This window comes from Paraburkholderia xenovorans LB400 (assembly GCF_000013645.1).
Classification (GTDB): Bacteria; Pseudomonadota; Gammaproteobacteria; order Burkholderiales; family Burkholderiaceae; genus Paraburkholderia; species Paraburkholderia xenovorans.
In genome coordinates, this window is sequence record NC_007953.1 from 1,261,046 (window position 1) to 1,278,502 (window position 17,457).

General features: G+C 63.9%; 18 protein-coding genes and 2 pseudogenes. 8 read left to right on the top strand and 12 right to left on the bottom strand.

Translation table 11 applies throughout. The features are described from left to right. The 3 genes from BXE_RS42350 to BXE_RS42360 form a co-directional block, all read right to left on the bottom strand. On the bottom strand, positions 1-909 hold the full coding sequence (locus BXE_RS42350) for a Fe-Mn family superoxide dismutase (protein ID WP_005797796.1): 909 nt from the start codon (positions 907-909) through the stop codon (positions 1-3). 61 nt (positions 910-970) lie between these two features. Further along, a complete protein-coding gene (locus tag BXE_RS42355) occupies positions 971-2,167 on the bottom strand; it encodes a chromate transporter (RefSeq protein WP_005797798.1) in 1,197 nt (398 codons plus the stop codon). A gap of 56 nt (positions 2,168-2,223) precedes the next feature. Beyond that, entirely contained in the window at positions 2,224-3,186 is a 963-nt protein-coding gene (locus tag BXE_RS42360; RefSeq protein WP_005797799.1) for a chromate resistance protein ChrB domain-containing protein, read from the bottom strand. Between the two features lie 1,161 nt (positions 3,187-4,347). Here BXE_RS42360 and BXE_RS46945 point away from each other — a divergent pair. After that, positions 4,348-4,497 (top strand): annotated as a pseudogene (locus BXE_RS46945) (recombinase family protein); the annotation flags it as partial. Beyond that, positions 4,448-4,939 (top strand): recombinase family protein, encoded by a 492-nt coding sequence (locus BXE_RS42365; RefSeq protein WP_081435654.1) that lies wholly within the window; start codon positions 4,448-4,450, stop codon positions 4,937-4,939. The pseudogene BXE_RS46945 and the gene BXE_RS42365, both read left to right, overlap by 50 nt. A gap of 38 nt (positions 4,940-4,977) precedes the next feature. Here BXE_RS42365 and BXE_RS47030 read toward each other — a convergent pair. From BXE_RS47030 to merT, 7 genes and pseudogenes are all read right to left on the bottom strand, one after another. Next, positions 4,978-5,265, bottom strand: a pseudogene (locus BXE_RS47030) (DUF3330 domain-containing protein); the annotation flags it as partial. Between the two features lie 48 nt (positions 5,266-5,313). After that, positions 5,314-5,550 carry a broad-spectrum mercury transporter MerE gene (gene merE / locus BXE_RS42375; protein WP_005413392.1) on the bottom strand — a complete coding sequence of 79 codons (237 nt, stop codon included), beginning with the start codon at positions 5,548-5,550 and terminating at the stop codon, positions 5,314-5,316. Then, positions 5,547-5,912: a mercury resistance co-regulator MerD gene (merD, locus tag BXE_RS42380; protein ID WP_005798827.1), complete on the bottom strand. Its 366-nt coding sequence runs from the start codon at positions 5,910-5,912 to the stop codon at positions 5,547-5,549. Before merD ends, merE begins: the two co-directional genes overlap by 4 nt. Before the next feature lie 17 nt (positions 5,913-5,929). After that, positions 5,930-7,615 carry a mercury(II) reductase gene (merA, locus tag BXE_RS42385; RefSeq protein WP_005798829.1) on the bottom strand — a complete coding sequence of 562 codons (1,686 nt, stop codon included), beginning with the start codon at positions 7,613-7,615 and terminating at the stop codon, positions 5,930-5,932. 38 nt (positions 7,616-7,653) lie between these two features. Then, positions 7,654-8,079, bottom strand: a complete 426-nt coding sequence (merC, locus tag BXE_RS45370; RefSeq protein WP_000522996.1) for an organomercurial transporter MerC — start codon at positions 8,077-8,079, stop codon at positions 7,654-7,656. Positions 8,080-8,106: 27 nt separating this feature from the next. Beyond that, positions 8,107-8,382 carry a mercury resistance system periplasmic binding protein MerP gene (gene merP, locus BXE_RS45375; RefSeq protein ID WP_004178136.1) on the bottom strand — a complete coding sequence of 92 codons (276 nt, stop codon included), beginning with the start codon at positions 8,380-8,382 and terminating at the stop codon, positions 8,107-8,109. A 13-nt stretch (positions 8,383-8,395) separates the two neighbouring features. Next, complete coding sequence (merT, locus tag BXE_RS42400; protein WP_005798838.1) at positions 8,396-8,746, bottom strand: mercuric ion transporter MerT; 351 nt, start codon at positions 8,744-8,746, stop codon at positions 8,396-8,398. Positions 8,747-8,817: 71 nt separating this feature from the next. On the opposite strand from merT, the gene merR reads away from it, so the two are divergent. Together merR and BXE_RS42410 are read left to right on the top strand one after the other, a co-directional pair. After that, positions 8,818-9,252 (top strand): Hg(II)-responsive transcriptional regulator, encoded by a 435-nt coding sequence (gene merR, locus BXE_RS42405; RefSeq protein WP_005798840.1) that lies wholly within the window; start codon positions 8,818-8,820, stop codon positions 9,250-9,252. A 279-nt stretch (positions 9,253-9,531) separates the two neighbouring features. Next, positions 9,532-10,083 (top strand): recombinase family protein, encoded by a 552-nt coding sequence (locus BXE_RS42410; protein WP_011494304.1) that lies wholly within the window; start codon positions 9,532-9,534, stop codon positions 10,081-10,083. Positions 10,084-10,378: 295 nt separating this feature from the next. Here the strand turns inward: BXE_RS42410 and BXE_RS42415 are convergent, their stop codons facing one another. Beyond that, positions 10,379-10,819 (bottom strand): SET domain-containing protein, encoded by a 441-nt coding sequence (locus BXE_RS42415; RefSeq protein ID WP_011494305.1) that lies wholly within the window; start codon positions 10,817-10,819, stop codon positions 10,379-10,381. 505 nt (positions 10,820-11,324) lie between these two features. Next, positions 11,325-12,455, bottom strand: coding sequence for an MBL fold metallo-hydrolase (locus tag BXE_RS42420; RefSeq protein WP_011494307.1), 1,131 nt, complete (start codon positions 12,453-12,455; stop codon positions 11,325-11,327). A gap of 87 nt (positions 12,456-12,542) precedes the next feature. Here BXE_RS42420 and BXE_RS42425 point away from each other — a divergent pair, with 87 nt between their 5' ends. The 4 genes from BXE_RS42425 (at position 12,543) to BXE_RS42440 (ending at position 17,285) form a co-directional block, all read left to right on the top strand. Continuing rightward, positions 12,543-13,157 carry a TetR/AcrR family transcriptional regulator gene (locus tag BXE_RS42425; RefSeq protein WP_011494308.1) on the top strand — a complete coding sequence of 205 codons (615 nt, stop codon included), beginning with the start codon at positions 12,543-12,545 and terminating at the stop codon, positions 13,155-13,157. Positions 13,158-13,449: 292 nt separating this feature from the next. After that, the gene (locus tag BXE_RS42430; protein ID WP_011494309.1) at positions 13,450-14,001 is read left to right on the top strand and encodes a (2Fe-2S)-binding protein; all 552 of its coding nucleotides are present in this window, start codon (positions 13,450-13,452) and stop codon (positions 13,999-14,001) included. A gap of 11 nt (positions 14,002-14,012) precedes the next feature. Continuing rightward, a complete protein-coding gene (locus BXE_RS42435; protein WP_011494310.1) occupies positions 14,013-15,023 on the top strand; it encodes an FAD binding domain-containing protein in 1,011 nt (336 codons plus the stop codon). 24 nt (positions 15,024-15,047) lie between these two features. Continuing rightward, a complete protein-coding gene (locus BXE_RS42440) occupies positions 15,048-17,285 on the top strand; it encodes a xanthine dehydrogenase family protein molybdopterin-binding subunit (RefSeq protein WP_011494311.1) in 2,238 nt (745 codons plus the stop codon). The last annotated feature ends 172 nt before the right edge of the window (positions 17,286-17,457 follow it).

Genomic DNA, 17,457 nt, shown 5'->3' on the forward strand with positions numbered 1-17,457 from the left:
CTACTCCTTTGCTTCAAATGTCACGCCAGCAGCGCGACAGGCTTCGATGCCTCCGGCCACGAAGCGTGCGTCGAGGCCATGCGCTCGTAGCGCGAGCGCCACCGACTGGCTGACTTCATGGCCGTGCACGCAATACACAAGGACGGGTTTAGAGGTATCGATTTCACGGCTCCAATTTGCCAACTGCACGGGATCGCGCCGAATGGCCCCGGCGATGCGATCAGGCGCTTGTGCGTAGCCTGCCGTGCGTCGCACGTCGATCAGTTGGAGGTCACCGCCGACTTCCTCTGGTGCGGCCGACCAGGGCAGTGCATCAGCCTCGACGGCGGCAGCGTAGCGCTGCATCACGGCATTCCAGCGGATGTTTTGCATGAAGGCGTCAACATACGCGGCCGCCTTGGCACCGAAATCCATGTGGTAGGCGTGCTCGTACATGTCCAGTGCCAGCAGCGGTGTGGCGCCGGCCAGCAGGTTCGTATGGTCTGCCGCCCAATGGTTGATCAGCCGCGCCTCGCGTGTGGACCATGACAGCAGCGCCCACCCCGAGCCGCCGCCCATGGCCTTGGCCAGTGCGGAGAATTCCGTGCGCCAGCGGTCAACGCTGCCAAAGTCGCGGGCCAAGGCAACTGCCAGGCCGGAGTCCGGCAATGCACCGTCGCCTCCCAGCGTGTCGAAGTACAGCTCGTGGAGCCAAGCGGAATTGGCGGCGATCAGCTCTTCGCGCTTCAGGCCATTGATCATGAAGACCGGAGCGGTCGGCCAATCCAGGTGCGCCAGTTGCTGGCGAATAGCATCCAGGCGCTTGACTGCGCCGGTGTAGTTATTCGCGTGATGGCTGAGGATGAGTTTCTCGGACAGCCCGTTGAGGGCAGCGAGGTTGATGGTAAGGGGGCGTAGTTGTAAATCCATTGGAGTGTTCCTAGAAATGTGGCAAGTCATGGGTTAAGGCGTGGACTCCTCTCGCTTCTATTCAGCTGCGGGTCACCAGCGGGTAGACGACCAGCCCAATCAGTGCCGCGGCAGCGACAACGATCGGCTCCGGCAACTTCTTGAATTTCCAAAGCAAGGCAGCAGTCCCCAGGGCGAGTAGCGCCGTGGGAACGTCCTTGATCGAGCGCACCCCGATAACTACCACGGCTCCGGCCAACGATCCGATGGCGGCTGCCGTCACGCCATCGACGAATGCCACGATTCCCGGTTTCTTTCCATATTTCTTGAAGTACGGGGCTGGCAGGACTGTGAAGAGATAGCACGGCAGGAAGGTTGCCAGCGCCGCAGCAACCGCGCCCCAGAAGTCCGCGACCAGAAAGCCGATGAACCCGGTAGTGACGACGACAGGACCGGGAGTGATCATGGCGACTGCGACAGCGTCAAGGAACTGGTGATCGGTCAACCATCCGTACTCCTTGACCACTCCGCTGTACAGAAACGGGACGATAGCTAGGCCGCTACCAAAAACAAAGCTGCCCGCGTAGAAGAAATACTTGGTGATCTGCCACAGCCTGGTCCAGTCGACGTTGGACAAGCCAAGCAAGGCCAGCAAAGGAATAGCACTGCTGTGCAGCGTGCTGGACGGCTTAATAAATTTCGGCGGCGCGCGCAACAACCACACGAGAATGCCTGCGCCCAGGAACAACCACAGTTCCTCGGATTGGGTGATGATTGTCACTGCCGCCGCTACTGCAAAGATGGCACATTGCAGTTTGTCTTTGCCGATGTTCTTGGTAGAGAGCTTCCAGGTGCTGACAGCAATGATCCCAATGACAGCGGAACTCACGCCATAAAACACGGCCTGCATCCAACCCAGGCCGCCGAAATGCGTATAGGCCCAACCCAGTCCGATCACCATCAGAAACGAGGGCAGCACAAAAGCGAGGCCCACCAGGGTGGCCCCTAGGAAGCTGTAGTGAACAAAGCCCAGGTAGATGGCCAACTGCGCGGCTAACGGTCCTGGCGCGAGCTGCGCCAAGGCCAGCCCTTCCTTGTAGTCTGCCTCGGTGAACCATTGGCGCCGTTCCACCAAGTCGCGATCCATGTAGCCGGCCAGGGCTACGGGTCCGCCGAAGCCCAGTGCTCCGAGCCGTAAGAAATAAGCAATCAATTGCCACAGCGTATAGCTGCGAGGCGCCGCACTGCTGATGGCTGCAGCTGAAGTGGTCTCGTTCATGAAGATTCGTTCCTAAAAAAGTGATCTGAGTTAAAGAAGTGATCTGAGGTGGGTCGTCACGTTTTGCGACTACTGGAGAAATGGGCATGGAGCGAATCCAGCACGCCGCCGATGTCGACCAGCAGCGCGTCGTCGTCCGGCCAGCGCTTGCGTGCGCCGGCCAGCACGGCCTCGAAGCCGCTGGCCTCGGGTGTGGTCGCGCCACCCACGTCGAGCGCATGCACCATGGCTCCCAGGCGCGAGAGACCCCGATCGTCCTCCAGGCCGAAGCTCGCCAGCAGTACCTCGAACGTCACCCGCTCGCCCACGTGCGAGAAAGTCGCGCCGTCGAAATCGAAACCCAGCGCATCGGACGGGCAGTCTGCTGCGGTGTTCAGCCACAGGAAGCGCGCGTGAGGGTCGATAAAACGCTGGATCAGCCAGGCACTCGCCACGCGGTCCACCCAGAGATGGCGGCGTGTGGCCCAGACTCGCCCCTGGTACTGCATGCGATCACGCCGAGCAATGCGGCCGGCCATAGGCTGCGGCTCGCCGGGTGACTGCATAGATTCGAGGGCGTTGGCGAAATCGCGCCACTGGGCGTCGGCGCGGATCGACGTCTCGCCGGGAAAGAAGTCGATTTTGCGGATGACCTCATAGGCACGCGCATGCTTGCGCTGTGTACGCTGGAGTTCGGCTGCGCTCAGGGCGGAAAGCGTCTGGCGTGCTTGCGCCAGTTCCTCCAGCCAGGGGGTGTAATCGGCCGTCCGGTCGAACAGCGCCTGAAAGGTGGCCTGCTCAGCCAGGTCAAGGGCTTGTACCTGCAGCAGCCAGGCTTGGCCACCTTCCTGCAGCGCTTCATCGGCCAGCATTTGTAGCTGCGCAGCCTGTTCGGCCTGAGCGGGCAGTAGGTAGGCGCCGTCGCGCAAGGCGGCACAGCCGAGCGCCTTGACGGCGCGCCAAATCCGCATGCGTGCCGTGGCGCTCGCGGAGGGGAGGCTGACGATGAGGGTCAGCCAAGAGTCGGAGGTGAGAGTCATGGCAACAGCTTAAATCCCTGTCACGGTCGTTGCAATGATGTAGCGATCTCTACAAAACAGTAACTACTGGGTTCAGAAGATTTGCACCCCGCCCTGGGGCGTGTCGGCGCGCGGCGCCGTCAGGCTCTCGGGCGTTGCCCCGTGCTTCGTGCCGAATCACGGCCATGCGGCGTCGATCCTTCACGCAACTGCGGCCCTGATCGCAGATCCGGGCCTGCGCGCTGCGCTTGCTAATACCGGCTGTGCCTGGGTGGCGCGGTGTGGCGGCTTGTTGCTTCTCCATCGTGCCACGGCGTTCTCGCCGTGCAAGGGCGGCGCGTGCTCGCACTCTTGCGGCCTGCGGCCGTCGTTGACCCTTGACTGCTTGCGCTGCGCAGTGCCCCGAAAGGGTCGGGCAATTCCGCCCGGCAACCTTTCAGGAGCTCACCATGAACAACGCACTCATCACTGACGAGCAGCGCATCGTGCTGCTGTCGGAATCCAGCCTGCGCTCTGACGACTCGGCGTGATGCCTTCGCGCCCCTAACGGGGCGTTGCGCGCTTTGCTTGTCTCCAGGGGAAAGCCCTGCGGGCTATCCCCGCCGCGCGAGCTTGGCGCCCCTCAAAGGCCGCCGAGCCGGCTTCCCGATGCCTGGAGCATGAGCTTGTGCATCGAGCCTTGAAGTCCGGGCGTCCCCGGCCAGGAAACATGGCCGGTCGCGCTGTCGTGCTGCGCATCGAACCCCCTGCGGGGTTTCGCCCCTGTCGGGCTTCCATCATTCCCTCGCGCTGATCGGCTGACGCCTCCGGCCCGGCTTCCAGCTTCGGGCCTGCGCGCTTCGCTTGCCGTGCGGTCGGCGCATGGGGAAGGCCGTTGCCTTGTCCAGCCGTCTCCCCTGACTTCATCACCTTGTCCGCGACTGTAGCCCGCTCCCGTGCGCCGTCAAGGCGCGCAGGGCCGTGTCCTCGCTGCGCTGCGGGCCGCACCAACCCTGCGCTTGCCTCCTTGACGGCCCCCGTCCGCGCGCTCCTGACCGTCGCGGGCGATGAACTCAGGAAAGACGGTGGCAACAGGGCCAACCAGGTTCCTCGTGCCGACCGCACCGAACAGCCGAAAGGCTGGGCTCCGAATCTAGGAATCCGGTGTGCGGTTTTCTTCAACAACCAAGTCAGGAGAAAGACATGCTTGCATCCCGTTTTGCTTCCCATTCCCCGGCGCTGCGTTCCGATTACCCCTTGTCGGATGACCAAATCCGGCGCGTGGCCCCGTCCATCTTTGCGGATGCCCCGCATGAGAGCCGTTCCGAGCGGTACAGCTACGGCACTACGGCCAGGCGACACGTTGGTCGTTTGGAAACTGGATCGGCTCGGGCGCGACCTGCGCCATCTGATCAATACCGTCCATGACCTGACCGGACGCGGCATCGGCCTCAAGGTGCTGACCGGGCACGGCGCGGCCATTGACACCACGACCGCCGCCGGCAAGCTGGTCTTCGGTATCTTCGCCGCGCTGGCCGAGTTCGAGCGCGAGTTGATCGCCGAGCGCACCGTGGCGGGCCTGGCCTCAGCACGGGCACGCGGCCGGAAAGGCGGCCGGCCGTTCAAGATGACCGCCGCCAAGCTGCGGCTGGCGATGGCGGCAATGGGGCAGTCAGAGACCAAGGTCGGCGACCTGTGCCAGGAACTTGGCATCACGCGGCAGACCCTGTATCGGCATATTTCACCCAAGGGCGAGCTACGTCCAGATGGCGAGAAGCTACTCAGCCGAATTTGATGCCGACATGAGGCGACGTAGCGAAAGCGTGGTTTGTCTCAATTTGACGGCGGCGAACCGCAAGCGTTCGGTTCGCCGCTCGTTTCGGTCGCAGTGCTGGCCCGCGCCTGGAAACGTTGATAACACTCCAGCCCGCAGAAGTGCTCGACGTACTCCGCGCCTTCCGGTGTGAAGGCGGCATCGAGCGGAATTTCCTTGCAGCACACGCAGCAACTGGTGGCGGTCGGATCATTTGCATTCATGGTGGCACCCCTCCATTGACTGACGAAGACGGCGAATGCCGCCGCCGGCATCGGCTTTGCGAACAGAAAGCCTTGCCCGCGCTCGAACGCTTGGGCCCTCCGCCGTAGTCCATCCATCCGGCCGGGAAGCGCTCATGATCTTTCCCTGAATGCCCGCAACGCCCGCGCCAGTGACAGAAGAAACAGGCCGGTCAAACCGAGCGCCGTGATGACCCAATACTCGACAAGGAATGCACCGGCGGTTGTGCCGGCCAGCACGGCAGCGAGGATGGACAGGTGGCAGGGGCAAGTCAGCACGGCCAGCGTGCCCCACAGGTAGCCGGTGAACGGTTTGTGCGTCTCGGCCGGCATGCGCTCGGGGCTGTTCATGGCAAACTCTCCGCATGCTGTGCCGGCGCGGTCGGCATGGCGGCCAACTGCACTTCCAGATTGGCCAACGCTTCGCGCCGGCGTTCGACGAACTGACGCAGCACAGCAAGCTGCGCGGCAGTTTCATCGCAGTTCGCCGCATCCAGCGCCCGGCACAGCCGCGCCAATGCGCCGAGGCCGATGCCCGCCTCGAAGGCGGCCCGCACGAAGCACAGTCGCTGCAAGGCGGCGTCATCGAACAGGCCGTAGCCACCCGTGGTGCAGGCGACTGGCCGCAGCAATCCACGCAGCAGGTAATCGCGCACGATATGCACACTCACCCCGGCATCAAAGGCCAACCGGGACACCGTGTAGGCGTTCATCGAACACCTCCTTTTCCTCATCCGGCACAACACGAAAGCTGCTTCACGTCCTTGCTGAAGGTCTGCGCCGCGAGCTTCAACCCCTCGACCATCGTCAGGTAGGGGAACAACTGGTCGGCCAGTTCCTGCACCGTCATGCGGTTGCGAATGGCGAGAACAGCCGTCTGGATCAATTCGCCGGCTTCCGGGGCGACGACCTGCACGCCGATGAGCCGTCCGCTACCTTCCTCGATGACCAGCTTGATAAAGCCGCGTGTGTCGAAGTTGGCAAGCGCACGCGGCACGTTGTCGAGCGTGAGCGTGCGACTGTCGGTTTCGATCCCGTCGTGATGCGCTTCCGCTTCGCTGTAGCCCACGGTTGCTACTTGCGGATCGGTGAACACCACGGCCGGCATCGCGGTTAGATTGATGGCAGCATCCCCTCCGGTCATGTTGATCGCGGCACGGGTGCCGGCCGCTGCCGCCACATAGACGAATTGTGGCTGGTCCGTGCAGTCGCCGGCCGCGTAAATGTGTGGCGTGCTGGTGCGCATGCCCTTGTCGATGACGATGGCACCCTGCGCATTGACGGTGACTCCCGCCGCGTCGAGTGCCAGGCTGCGCGTGTTCGGTGTCCGTCCGGTAGCGACCAGCAGCTTGTCGGCACGTACTTCACCGTGTCCCGTGGTCAGCACGAATTCGCCGTTCACATGCGCGACCTGGCTGGCTTGCGTGTGTTCCAGTACCTTGATCCCTTCGGCACGGAAGGCCGCTGTGACGGCCTCGCCGATGGACGGGTCGTCGCGGAAGAACAGCGTGTTGCGAGCTAGGATCGTGACCTGGCTGCCCAGCCGGGCGAAGGCTTGCGCCAGTTCCAGCGCGACCACCGACGAGCCGATCACGGCTAGGCGTTCGGGAAGGGTGTCGCTGACCAGGGCCTCGGTCGAAGTCCAGTAGGGTGACTCTTTCAGGCCCGGAATCGGCGGCACGGCCGGGCTGGCACCCGTGGCGACTAAGCAGCGGTCGAAAGCTACCACGCGCTCGCCACCATCGTTTAAACGGACGACCAGGCTCTGCTCATCCTTGAAACGCGCCTCACCATGTACAACGGTGATGGCCGGGTTGCCGTCCAGAATGCCTTCGTACTTGGCATGGCGCAGTTCTTCGACGCGCGCCTGCTGCTGGGCCAGTAGTTTGCTGCGGTCAATCGCAGGCACAGTCGCCGCGATACCGCCGTCGAACGGACTTTCCCGACGTAAATGGGCGATGTGGGCGGCGCGAATCATGATCTTGGACGGCACGCAGCCGACGTTGACGCAGGTGCCGCCGATGGTGCCGCGCTCGATCAGCGAGACGTGCGCGCCTTGCTCGACGGCCTTCAGTGCTGCCGCCATTGCCGCGCCACCGCTACCAATGACGACGACCTGCAACGGGCGTTCGTTGCCACTGGGCTTATCAGCGGCCCCTATCCAGCCGCGCATCTTGTCGAGCAGGCCGGCGCGGTTGTCCGTCGGTGGCGCATCGGCAAGCGTTGCCTCGTAGCCCAGTCCGGCCACGGCGGTAGTCAGCGCATCCGATGACGTGCCCGCCTCAATGGCGAGTTGCGCTGTGCCCTTCGGATAGGACACCAGCGCCGATTGCACGCCGGGCACTTTCTCCAAGGCTTCCTTGACGTGAGCCGCGCACGAGTCGCAGGTCATCCCGGTGATTTTCAGGGTGGTCATGTATTTTTCCTTTTCTGTGGTGGCTACGGCTGTTGCCGTCAGCCACGTTGTTCTGGCAATTCACAGCTGTCCGGCCCGCAGCGGCGATGTGCTGGCGAGATGAAATCCCAGACCGACACCCCAACCATCAAGGCCAGGCCGACATAGAGCAGTCCACCGCTCTGCCAGCCGTAAGCCCGCATTAAAAACACCGCTGCCAGCACCAAGATCGGGCCTATCGTGCCGAGCGCCGTGCGTCGCCACTGTCGATGATTGAGCCAAGCGATAGCATTGGCGAGTAACGCGATGCCGGCGAACATCGGCAGCAGGATGCCAATGAATAGCCCCTCGTACTGGCTCAAGAAGCCCAGTCCGATGGCCGCGCCAAAGCTGGCGATGGCAGGAAAACAGGCGGCGCAGCCCATCGCGGAAACGACGCTGCCGAGCGCGCCGGTTTTGCCAGCGATGCGCGTGATGAGTCCCATGTGTCGCTCCCGAGTTCGGTTAACGGATCAGCGTTTGAGGCTGGACGGATAGCCCGCGTCCTCGGTCGCCTTGGTCAACTTCTGGACGTTGGTCTTGGCATCGTCGAAGGTGACGACGGCCTGGCGCTTGTCGAAACTTACGTCGGTCTTGCTCACGCCCTCAACCTTGGAAAGCGCGTGCTTGACAGTGATCGGGCAAGAGGCGCAGGTCATGCCAGGCACGGACAGCGTGACGGTCTGAGTGGCGGCGAACACGGGGGCAACGAAAGCGGCGAGAGCGAGGGAGGCAAACAGCTTTTTCATGATGAACTCCTGATTAGTAGAAAAATGGCATGACGTAGGGAAAACCAAGCGCGACCAAGACCAACACGGCGACGAACCAGAAAATGAGCTTGTAGGTGGTGCGCACTTGCGGAATCGCGCACACCTCGCCCGGCTTGCAGGCTGCGGTCGGTCGGACGATGCGCCGCCAGGCAAAGAACAGTGCAACCAGCGCCGCGCCGATGAAGATCGGCCGATACGGCTCCAATACCGTCAGGTTGCCGATCCAAGCGCCGCTGAACCCCAAGGTGACCAGAACCAGCGGCCCCAGGCAGCAGGCCGAGGCGAGGATGGCAGCCAGCCCGCCGGCGAAGAGCGCCCCGCGCCCGTTTTGTGGTTCAGACATGCGCGTGTCCTTTCGAATTTAAATTGGATAGCGTAACCTTACTTCCGTAGTCATGTACGGAGTCAAGCAATATGGAAAACAATTTGGAAAATCTGACCATCGGCGTTTTCGCCAAGGCGGCCGGGGTCAACGTAGAGACCATCCGGTTCTATCAGCGCAAGGGCTTGTTGCCGGAGCCGGACAAGCCTTACGGCAGCATCCGCCGCTATGGCGAGGCGGATGTAACGCGGGTGCGGTTCGTGAAATCAGCCCAGCGGCTGGGCTTCAGTCTGGATGAAATAGCCGAACTGCTGCGGCTGGAGGATGGCACCCATTGCGAGGAAGCCAGTAGTCTGGCCGAGCACAAGCTCAAGGACGTGCGCGAAAAAATGACTGACTTGGCGCGTATGGAGTCGGTGCTTTCCGAACTTGTGTGTGCCTGCCACCTGCGGCAGGGGAATGTTTCTTGCCCGCTGATTGCTTCACTGCAAGGGAAGAAAGAACCGCGCAGTACCGACGCGGTGTAGCCAAGGGAACTACGCCTAAGCGTGCTTTATTTTCCGTTTTCTGAGGTGACGTCAACCGTCAGAAAAAACCGTGCGGCCGACTTTTGATAATTCGTGCTATCGCCTTCTGAAAATGACACCTTCGGCCGCCCCGCCATGATCCCTTATTCGTCTAACGATAGTGGCAAAAAGGACCAATTTTGTCAACTGAATGGTGACGGCATTGCCGGGAGACCAACACAAGATGCCGCTTCACTCACCACCAGTTAGGCAGAGGGCCCCTCCTTTCTCGGAAAACACATGAAAATCGGTTATGCACGCGTTTCAACGCACGAACAAAGCCTTGCACTACAACTCGACGCATTGCGTGCGGCAGGCTGCAACAAGTTCTTTACTGATCACGGGGTGTCAGGCACGGTGTTCTGCCGGCGCGGACTGGATGCCGCGCTCGACGCCGCAAAGGAAGGCGACACACTCGTCGTGTGGCGGCTGGACAGACTGGGGAGGTCGTTGAGCAAGCTGGTCGATCTGATTACCCATCTTGAGCGGCGCGGCATCGAATTCGTTTCCTTGAACGAATCGATCAACACGAGCTCATCCGGTGGCGTCCTCATCTTCCACATGATGGCCGCGCTAGCCGAGTTTGAACGGAATCTGATCAGCGAGCGGACCCGCGCGGGCATAGCGGCCGCCCGCGCCAGGGGCAGCAAACTCGGGAGACGGCGTGCGCTCTCGGCAACGCAGCGGTCACAGGCACTCGAGCTACTTCGTCACCAGTCGGCCACCGAGGTAGCAACCCGGTTCAATGTCCATCCGCGAACCATGTTGCGCCTGAAGGCGGCTGGAGCCTAAGGTCGGGACGGGCAAGCGGCCGGGTCGCCCGAGCGGCGCGGTGAGTCGTCGTACGGCCAACGACGATCCACGGCCTGCATCCTGCTGGGCGCTGTCAAGCGTTTCTGGCGGCGGCCCGATTGTGACGCTTGCGCGCCACCCTGCCGGGCTGCCTGCCGGATACGCGTCGAATGTCGTATCGGGCGGGCGGTCCGCGACCCCCAGACCGGCATCTCCGGCGCCTGTCGAGCGCCCTGCGCATCGACCTCTGTGGCATCTGGGCATTTCAATCTCGACTCACGCCACGCCGGTCCAGTCACGCGGCATCCGCCAACATCGACTGGCGGCATCCCGGAGCGGCACACCGGCAGGCGTACTGACGTCGAATGTCGTCGTCCACGGGATCATCAACGGTCAGCAGGTATTCAATGAAGAGTTCTTCTCCGGCCTCGATTGGCCTGAGCGTGTGGATGAAGATGCGTCCAGCGTCCTCGATGGTTTCGCAGTTGGGCTCACACGCGTGGTTCAGCCATCGCGCGCTATTGCCGCCGCGGCTGCCGTCGATCACGCGTCCGTCCGACAGGCCGAAAAGAAACGTATGCCCGGCGACGCCTTCGCGCCGATGCCGACGCACGGCCTCCCGCCACGCCATGATTTCACCCTTATATTCGAGCACGCGCTCGCCCGCTGCGAGCGGCCGCATCGCGAACACGCCTTTCCCATGAATTGACGAACGCCGGACAATCACGCGTCGCATACTGTTCTCCTGATTGATATGCGCGCCAGTATAAAAGCGGCAAATTTCCGCATCCACCGCTTCGTGATGGGCGTGTCCACAAACCGGGGGCGCCAATCTGCTGGGGACTGGGGGCGGGGCTCCCTATCGGAACCCCCACGGCATACTCGCCGCGCTGCGGTATGGCAACGCAAAGCCACTGAGATCAGCCTGGTGCCGAAAATTGTCGTGAGCGAATTGTTCGTGCTCGCGGATCTTTGTCGTGCGGCCTGGGCGTCGCAGTATTGCCGATGTACGCGGTAACGTCTGCGTTAGCGGATGGCGGCCTGGTCGGCCGCCGCTCCCGCGCTCCCGTTTTCCCGAACCGGATGGGTTTGCCGCGTAGGCGATGAGGATGGCGGCCGTCGGGAAACACGCCCGCCGCCTGACGGGTTTCAAGGGCCGCGGGCGCAGTGGGAACCCGCTGTGCGTGAGTCGCGCTGAGCAGCTTCCTCAGGTAGCGTTCACAAGGAATCACGAAGAGGAATCACGAAGACTTCGCGTCTCCGGCATCGCGCGAAGCACACCAACGCCGTCCCGTCTTCGGCGCAGCGAGGGTCTCGACGGCGCGGCGCCACCAGAGTTCGCCGCGATGCGGCGCGCCCAGATCCAGCCGCTCGCCTATCCGGGGCGTCGACAGCGCGACCCCGCGCGCGAGCGCCAGCCCCGTCACTCTTTCGAACGGCTCATGCCAGCGGTGCATCGCGAGATCGAAGGTGCCGTTGTGAACCGGCACGAGCCAACGGCCGCGCAGATCGATGTGCGCCTGCACGGTCTCTTCAGGCTGCATGTGAACGTACGGCCATTGCGCGTCGTACGCGCCCGTCTCGACCAGCGTGACGTCGAACGGCCCAAGGCGCTCGCCGATCGTCCGGAAGCCGTCGAAGTAGCCGGTGTCGCCACTGAAGAACACGCGCAGATCGTCGTCGACGATCACCCACGACACCCACAACGTGCTGTTGCCGTCGCACAGACTGCGGCCGGAAAAATGCTGCGCGGGCGTAGCGGTGAACTGCATGCCGTCCAGTTCGGTGCCTTGCCACCAGTCGAACTGCCGCACCTTCGAAGCGTCGATGCCCCATTCGATCAACCGGTCGCCGACGCCGAGCGGTGTCAGAAACACGCCGGTGCTCCGCGCAAGCGCGAGCACGGTTTCGCGGTCGAGGTGGTCGTAATGATCGTGCGACAGGATCACGCCTCGCAGCGGCGGCAAATCGGCGAGCGCGATCGGCGGAGCATGAAAGCGCCTGGGGCCGAGATGGCGAAACGGTGACGCACGCTCCGCGAACACGGGATCGGTCAGCCAGTACTGGCCGCGCAGCTTCAGCAGCATCGTCGAATGACCGAGCCGGTAGAGGCTGCGGTCGGGTGCCGCGTCGAGCTGCGCACGCGTCAGCGCATCGACCGGCAACGTCCTGGCCGGCGCGGTGCCGGGTGGCTTGTTGAACAATACGTTCCACGCAATGCCGAGCGTCTTGCGCAAGCCTTCGGCGGGACGTGGCGTGACGTTGCGAAAGCGTTCGCCGTCATGCTGCGGCGAGAGGCGGAACAATGCGCGTCCGCGTCGCGCGGCGGTGACGCCAAGCACGCGGCTGACAAGAGCGGGAATCGACGTCATGAAGTGGGGCCGTCCACAGGAAAATATACACTCGGCAGTGTAGTTTATTATCGAGAGAAGTAAACTGCCCGGTTTAAAATCCTGTTTATGAATCCCGCTGTCACCCCTCAACGCCTCACTGACCGCAAGCGCGTCGCCATCATCGGCGCCGCGATCGAGGAATTCCTCGCGGCCGGCTACGACGCGACCAGCATGGACCGTATCGCCGCCCGCGCGAACGTCTCGAAACGCACGGTCTACAATCATTTTCCGGGCAAGGAAGTACTTTTCGCGGCGATTCTCCATCAGCTATGGGACGCGAGCCAGCGGGGCGACGCCCCCGCCTACCGCGCGGGCGAACCGCTACGCCCGCAGTTGCTCGACCTTTTGGGCCGCAAGCTCCGGCTGCTGAACGACGCGTCCTTTCTGTCGCTCGCGCGTGTGGCGATCGCGGCCGGGATTCATTCGCCGGAGCGGGCGCGAGACATGGTCGCGCGCCTCGGCGAACGCGAGGAAGATCTGACCATGTGGGTCCGGGCGGCCGTCGCCGCGGGCCGTCTCAAAACCGACGACCCGGGCTTCGCGGCGCTGCAGTTGCAGGCGCTGGTCAAAGCTTTTGCGTTCTGGCCGCAGGTGACGATGGGCGAGGCGCCGCTCGGCGAACGGGAGCAAAGACAGGTGGCCGAAGCGGCCGCCGACATGTTCCTCGCCCGTTATGCCTGAGCCGACCGCCAGGCGTCGGGTCTGTTTGCCGGATTGGCCGTTGACAACCCGGCATTTTCGAGGAACTGTGGTACGCGCAAACGCCTTCCGACTTTCGGAGGCGACGCGCCCAGGCATTACGCTTGCTGCACTCTCGTTTGCGCGTGCGGCTTGCGCGTGTGTGACGCGACTTCGACGCTCGCCGCACTGAACGCCCTTTAGCGGGCGATTCGATCGCCAACGGATCCCGCTTCTACTTCAGTCCGCCGCCGGGGCGCGCCGATTCCGGCGACCCTTGCCATGAGGAGAACGCATGATGCAGCAGACCGCCTCCCATCCCGCCGCCCCGCAGCAGCAAGACCGCGACGCAGCCCGAACCGTTCGCCAGCCTTCGGCCGGCATGACCATGCCAGTCGAGCTGACCGTCAACGGCAATCTCTACACACTATCGCTCGATCCGCGTACCACGCTGCTGGACGCGTTGCGCGAGCATCTGCACCTGACCGGCACAAAAAAAGGTTGCGACCACGGCCAATGTGGCGCGTGCACCGTGCACGTGAACGGACGCCGCGTTAACGCATGCCTGTCGCTGGCCGGCGCTCACTCCGGCGACGAAATCACCACCATAGAAGGCATCGGTCAGCCCGACGCGCTGCATCCGATGCAGGCCGCGTTTGTGGAATGCGACGGCTATCAGTGCGGCTACTGTACGTCCGGCCAGATCATGTCCGCGGTCGCGCTGCTCGGCGAAGCGGTCGGCCCCGGCGATGCGGAAGTACGCGAAGCGATGAGCGGCAATCTGTGCCGCTGCGGCGCCTATCAGAACATTGTCGCGGCGATCCAGTTCGTGCGCGGCCAGTCCTGAGGAGCGCCGTCATGGAACTATTCCAGCTGTCGCGCGCCAGCGGCGTGGCCGACGCGGTCGCGGCGGGCGCGGCCTCCGCAACCGCCCAGCAAGGCGCGCAGGTACGCTTTCTCGCCGGCGGCACCACCTTGCTCGATCTGATGAAGCTGAACGTCGAGCGCCCGACGCGTGTCGTCGACATCAGCCGGCTGCCGCTCGACCGGATCGAAGCACTGCCCGATGGCGGCGTGAAGATCGGCTCTACTGTGAAAAATGCGGACCTCGCATTGCATCCGCTGATTCGCGAGCCGTATGCGGTCCTGTCGCAAGCGCTGCTTGCCGGCGCGTCGGCCCAGTTGCGAAACATGGCGACGACCGGCGGCAACCTGCTGCAACGCACGCGCTGTGTTTACTTTCGCGACACCGCGATGCCGTGCAACAAGCGCGAGCCGGGCTCGGGTTGCCCGGCGATCCACGGGTTCAATCGCACGCTTGCGATCCTCGGCGCCAGCGGCACCTGCATCGCGACCAACCCGTCCGACATGAACGTCGCGCTGACCGCGCTCGACGCGACCCTGCACGTCCAAGGAACGGACGGCGCGCGCAGCATCGCGATCGACGACTTCTACCTGCTGCCGGGCACCACGCCGCAACGCGAGAACGTGCTTGAAGCGGGCGATCTCATCACGCACGTGACGCTGCCGCCGCTGCCTGCGCGGGCGCGCTCGGTTTACCTGAAGCTGCGCGATCGCGCGTCGTACGAGTTCGCACTGGCATCGGCCGCCGTGGTCGTGACGCTCGACGGTGCGCGCATCGGGCACGCGCGCGTCGCGCTCGGCGGCGTCGGCACGCGCCCCTGGCATGCGCTCGAAGCGGAAGCCGTATTGCGCGGCGCAGCGCCCGACCCGGCGACCTTCCGCAAGGCTGCGGACGCCGCACTCGCGAATGCAAAGCCGCAAACCCAGAACGGCTTCAAGGTCGAACTGGCGCGGCGCTGCATCGTCCATGCGCTGACCCAGGCCACGGCCACGTCCACGCCTTGAACCGCCGATGGAGAGGAACGCACCATGTCTACCTTGCCCGACTCCGTGCTGTCCGTGATCGGACGGCCTCATGCGCGCATTGACGGCCCGTTGAAGGTCAGCGGCGGCGCGAACTATACGTCCGATGTGGATCTGCCCGGCCTGCTGGTTGCCGTGCCAGTGTGCAGCACGATCGCGAGCGGCCGGCTCACGTCGCTCGACATCGCGCATGCCGAGGCGATGCCCGGCGTGCATGCGGTGCTGCATCGAGGCAATCTCGGCCGCTTCTACCGGCTGGCCGGCAATTCGATGGAGACCGGCTATGTCGACGAAGCACGGCCGCCCTTCGAAGACGACATCATCCGCTACTACGGCCAGTACATCGCGGTCGTGGTCGCCGAGACCTTCGAGGCGGCAAGCGCTGCATCGGCGTCGATCAGGGCCGGCTACGAAATCGCGCCGCACGACGTGCGCGACGAACTCGAACCCGACGACAAGCCCACGGTCGAGAGCGAGCGCGGCGACCCGCATGCCGCATTCGACGCTGCCGCAGTGACTCTCGACGCAACCTACGTGACGCCAGTCGAAACGCACAACCCGATCGAACTGCACGCGTCGATCGCACAGTGGGACGGCGAAAACTACACGTTCTACGAGACGACCCAGTCCATTTCGATTCACCTGGGCACGCTGTCGCAGATGCTAGGTGTGCCGAAGGAAAAGATCCGCGTGATCTCCCGCTACCTGGGGTCCGGCTTCGGCGGCAAGCTGTGGGTATGGCCGCACACGCTGTTGGCGGCCGCGGCGGCGCGCCGGACCGGCCGCCCGGTGAAGCTGGTCGTGAGCCGCAAGATGATGTTCCAGAACGTCGGCCATCGCCCGCTCACGCAGCAGCGCGTGCGGCTGTCGGCTGAACCCGACGGCAGGCTCACGTCGTTGCGGCACGACTACATCAATCACACCGCGATCGCCGACCAATACCAGGAAAGCTGCGGCGAAGTCACGCCGCTCATCTATAGCACGCCGAACCTGCGCGTGAGCGCCGGCCTCGCGCGCCGCAACGTCGGCTCGCCTACGGCGATGCGCGGCCCAGGCGCCGTGCCGGGGCTGTACGCCATCGAATCGGCGATGAACGAACTGGCCCGCGAACTCAACCTCGATCCCGTCGAGTTGAGGCTGCGCAACGAACCCCGCGTCGACGAAAGCACCGGTTTGCCATTCTCGTCGCGGCATCTCGTCGAGTGTCTGCGCACCGGCGCCGAACGGTTCGGATGGTCGCGGCGCACGCCGGGCATCGGATCGATGCGTCGTGATGGGCTGACCCTGGGCTGGGGCGTCGGCGCGTGTGTCTGGCCAGGCGTGCGCTTTTCCGCTGCCGCGCACGTCGATCTTCGTGCGGATGGAAGCGCGCGCGTGGTATGCGGCACACAGGACATCGGCACCGGCACCTACACGGTGCTCGCGCAACTGGTCGCCGAGGAGACCGGCATTCCGCTCGACCGGATCGAGGTCGGTCTCGGCGATTCGGCGTTGCCGCCGGGTCCGGTGTCGGGCGGCAGCGCGGTCACGGCATCGGTGATTCCCGCCGTACTCGATGCGGTGCGTTCGGCCATCAAGCTGCTGCTGTCGCGTGCGGCGGCCGTCGACGGTTCGCCGTTCAAGGGCGCGGCGCAAGATGAACTCGCATTCAGCGCTGGACAGGTGCACCGCAAGGGCGACGCGCCAGAGCGCGGCGTGCCGTTCAGCCAGATTCTCGATACAGCGAAAATGCGCGCGGCGTCAGGCAGCGGCAGCGCCAAGGGCGGCTTTGACGATCCGCTAAAAAAGCGCTTCTCCATCTATTCTTACGGCGCGCATTACGCCGAAGTCACGTGGCAGCCGGAGACCGCGCAGTTACGCGTGAGCCGTGTGGTCACGGTGATCGATGGAGGACGCATCATCAACCCGCGCGCCGCCCGCAACCAGATTGAAGGCGCAGTCGTGATGGGCATCGGCATGGCGCTGTTTGAGCATACGATGTACGACGGGCAGACGGGCGCGCCGATCAACAGCAACCTGGCCGATTACCTCATCGCGTCGAACGCGGATACGCCCGAACTTGACGTGACGTTTCTCGATCATCCGGATACGGTGTTCAATGAGCTCGGCGCCCGCGGGGTTGCGGAGATCGGTCTCGCGGGCATAGCAGCCGCGATTACCGACGCTACCCATCACGCAACCGGTGTACGCGTGCGCAAGCTGCCGGTCATGATCGAAGATCTGCTGGCTGCGGAACGTGCTTGAACAAAGACGCCGTTGCAAGGAGCGGGACGCGTTGATGCGGCGCGCTGGCCGCGTGCTGACGCCGGAGCGCCGCGGCTTTCGCGTGCATGCGGGATGCAACGAAAAGTGGACCGACCTTGCGCGTCGTTGTCTCGCGTATTGTCGGTCCGCTTCGCGAAAATCGGTCAGGTCG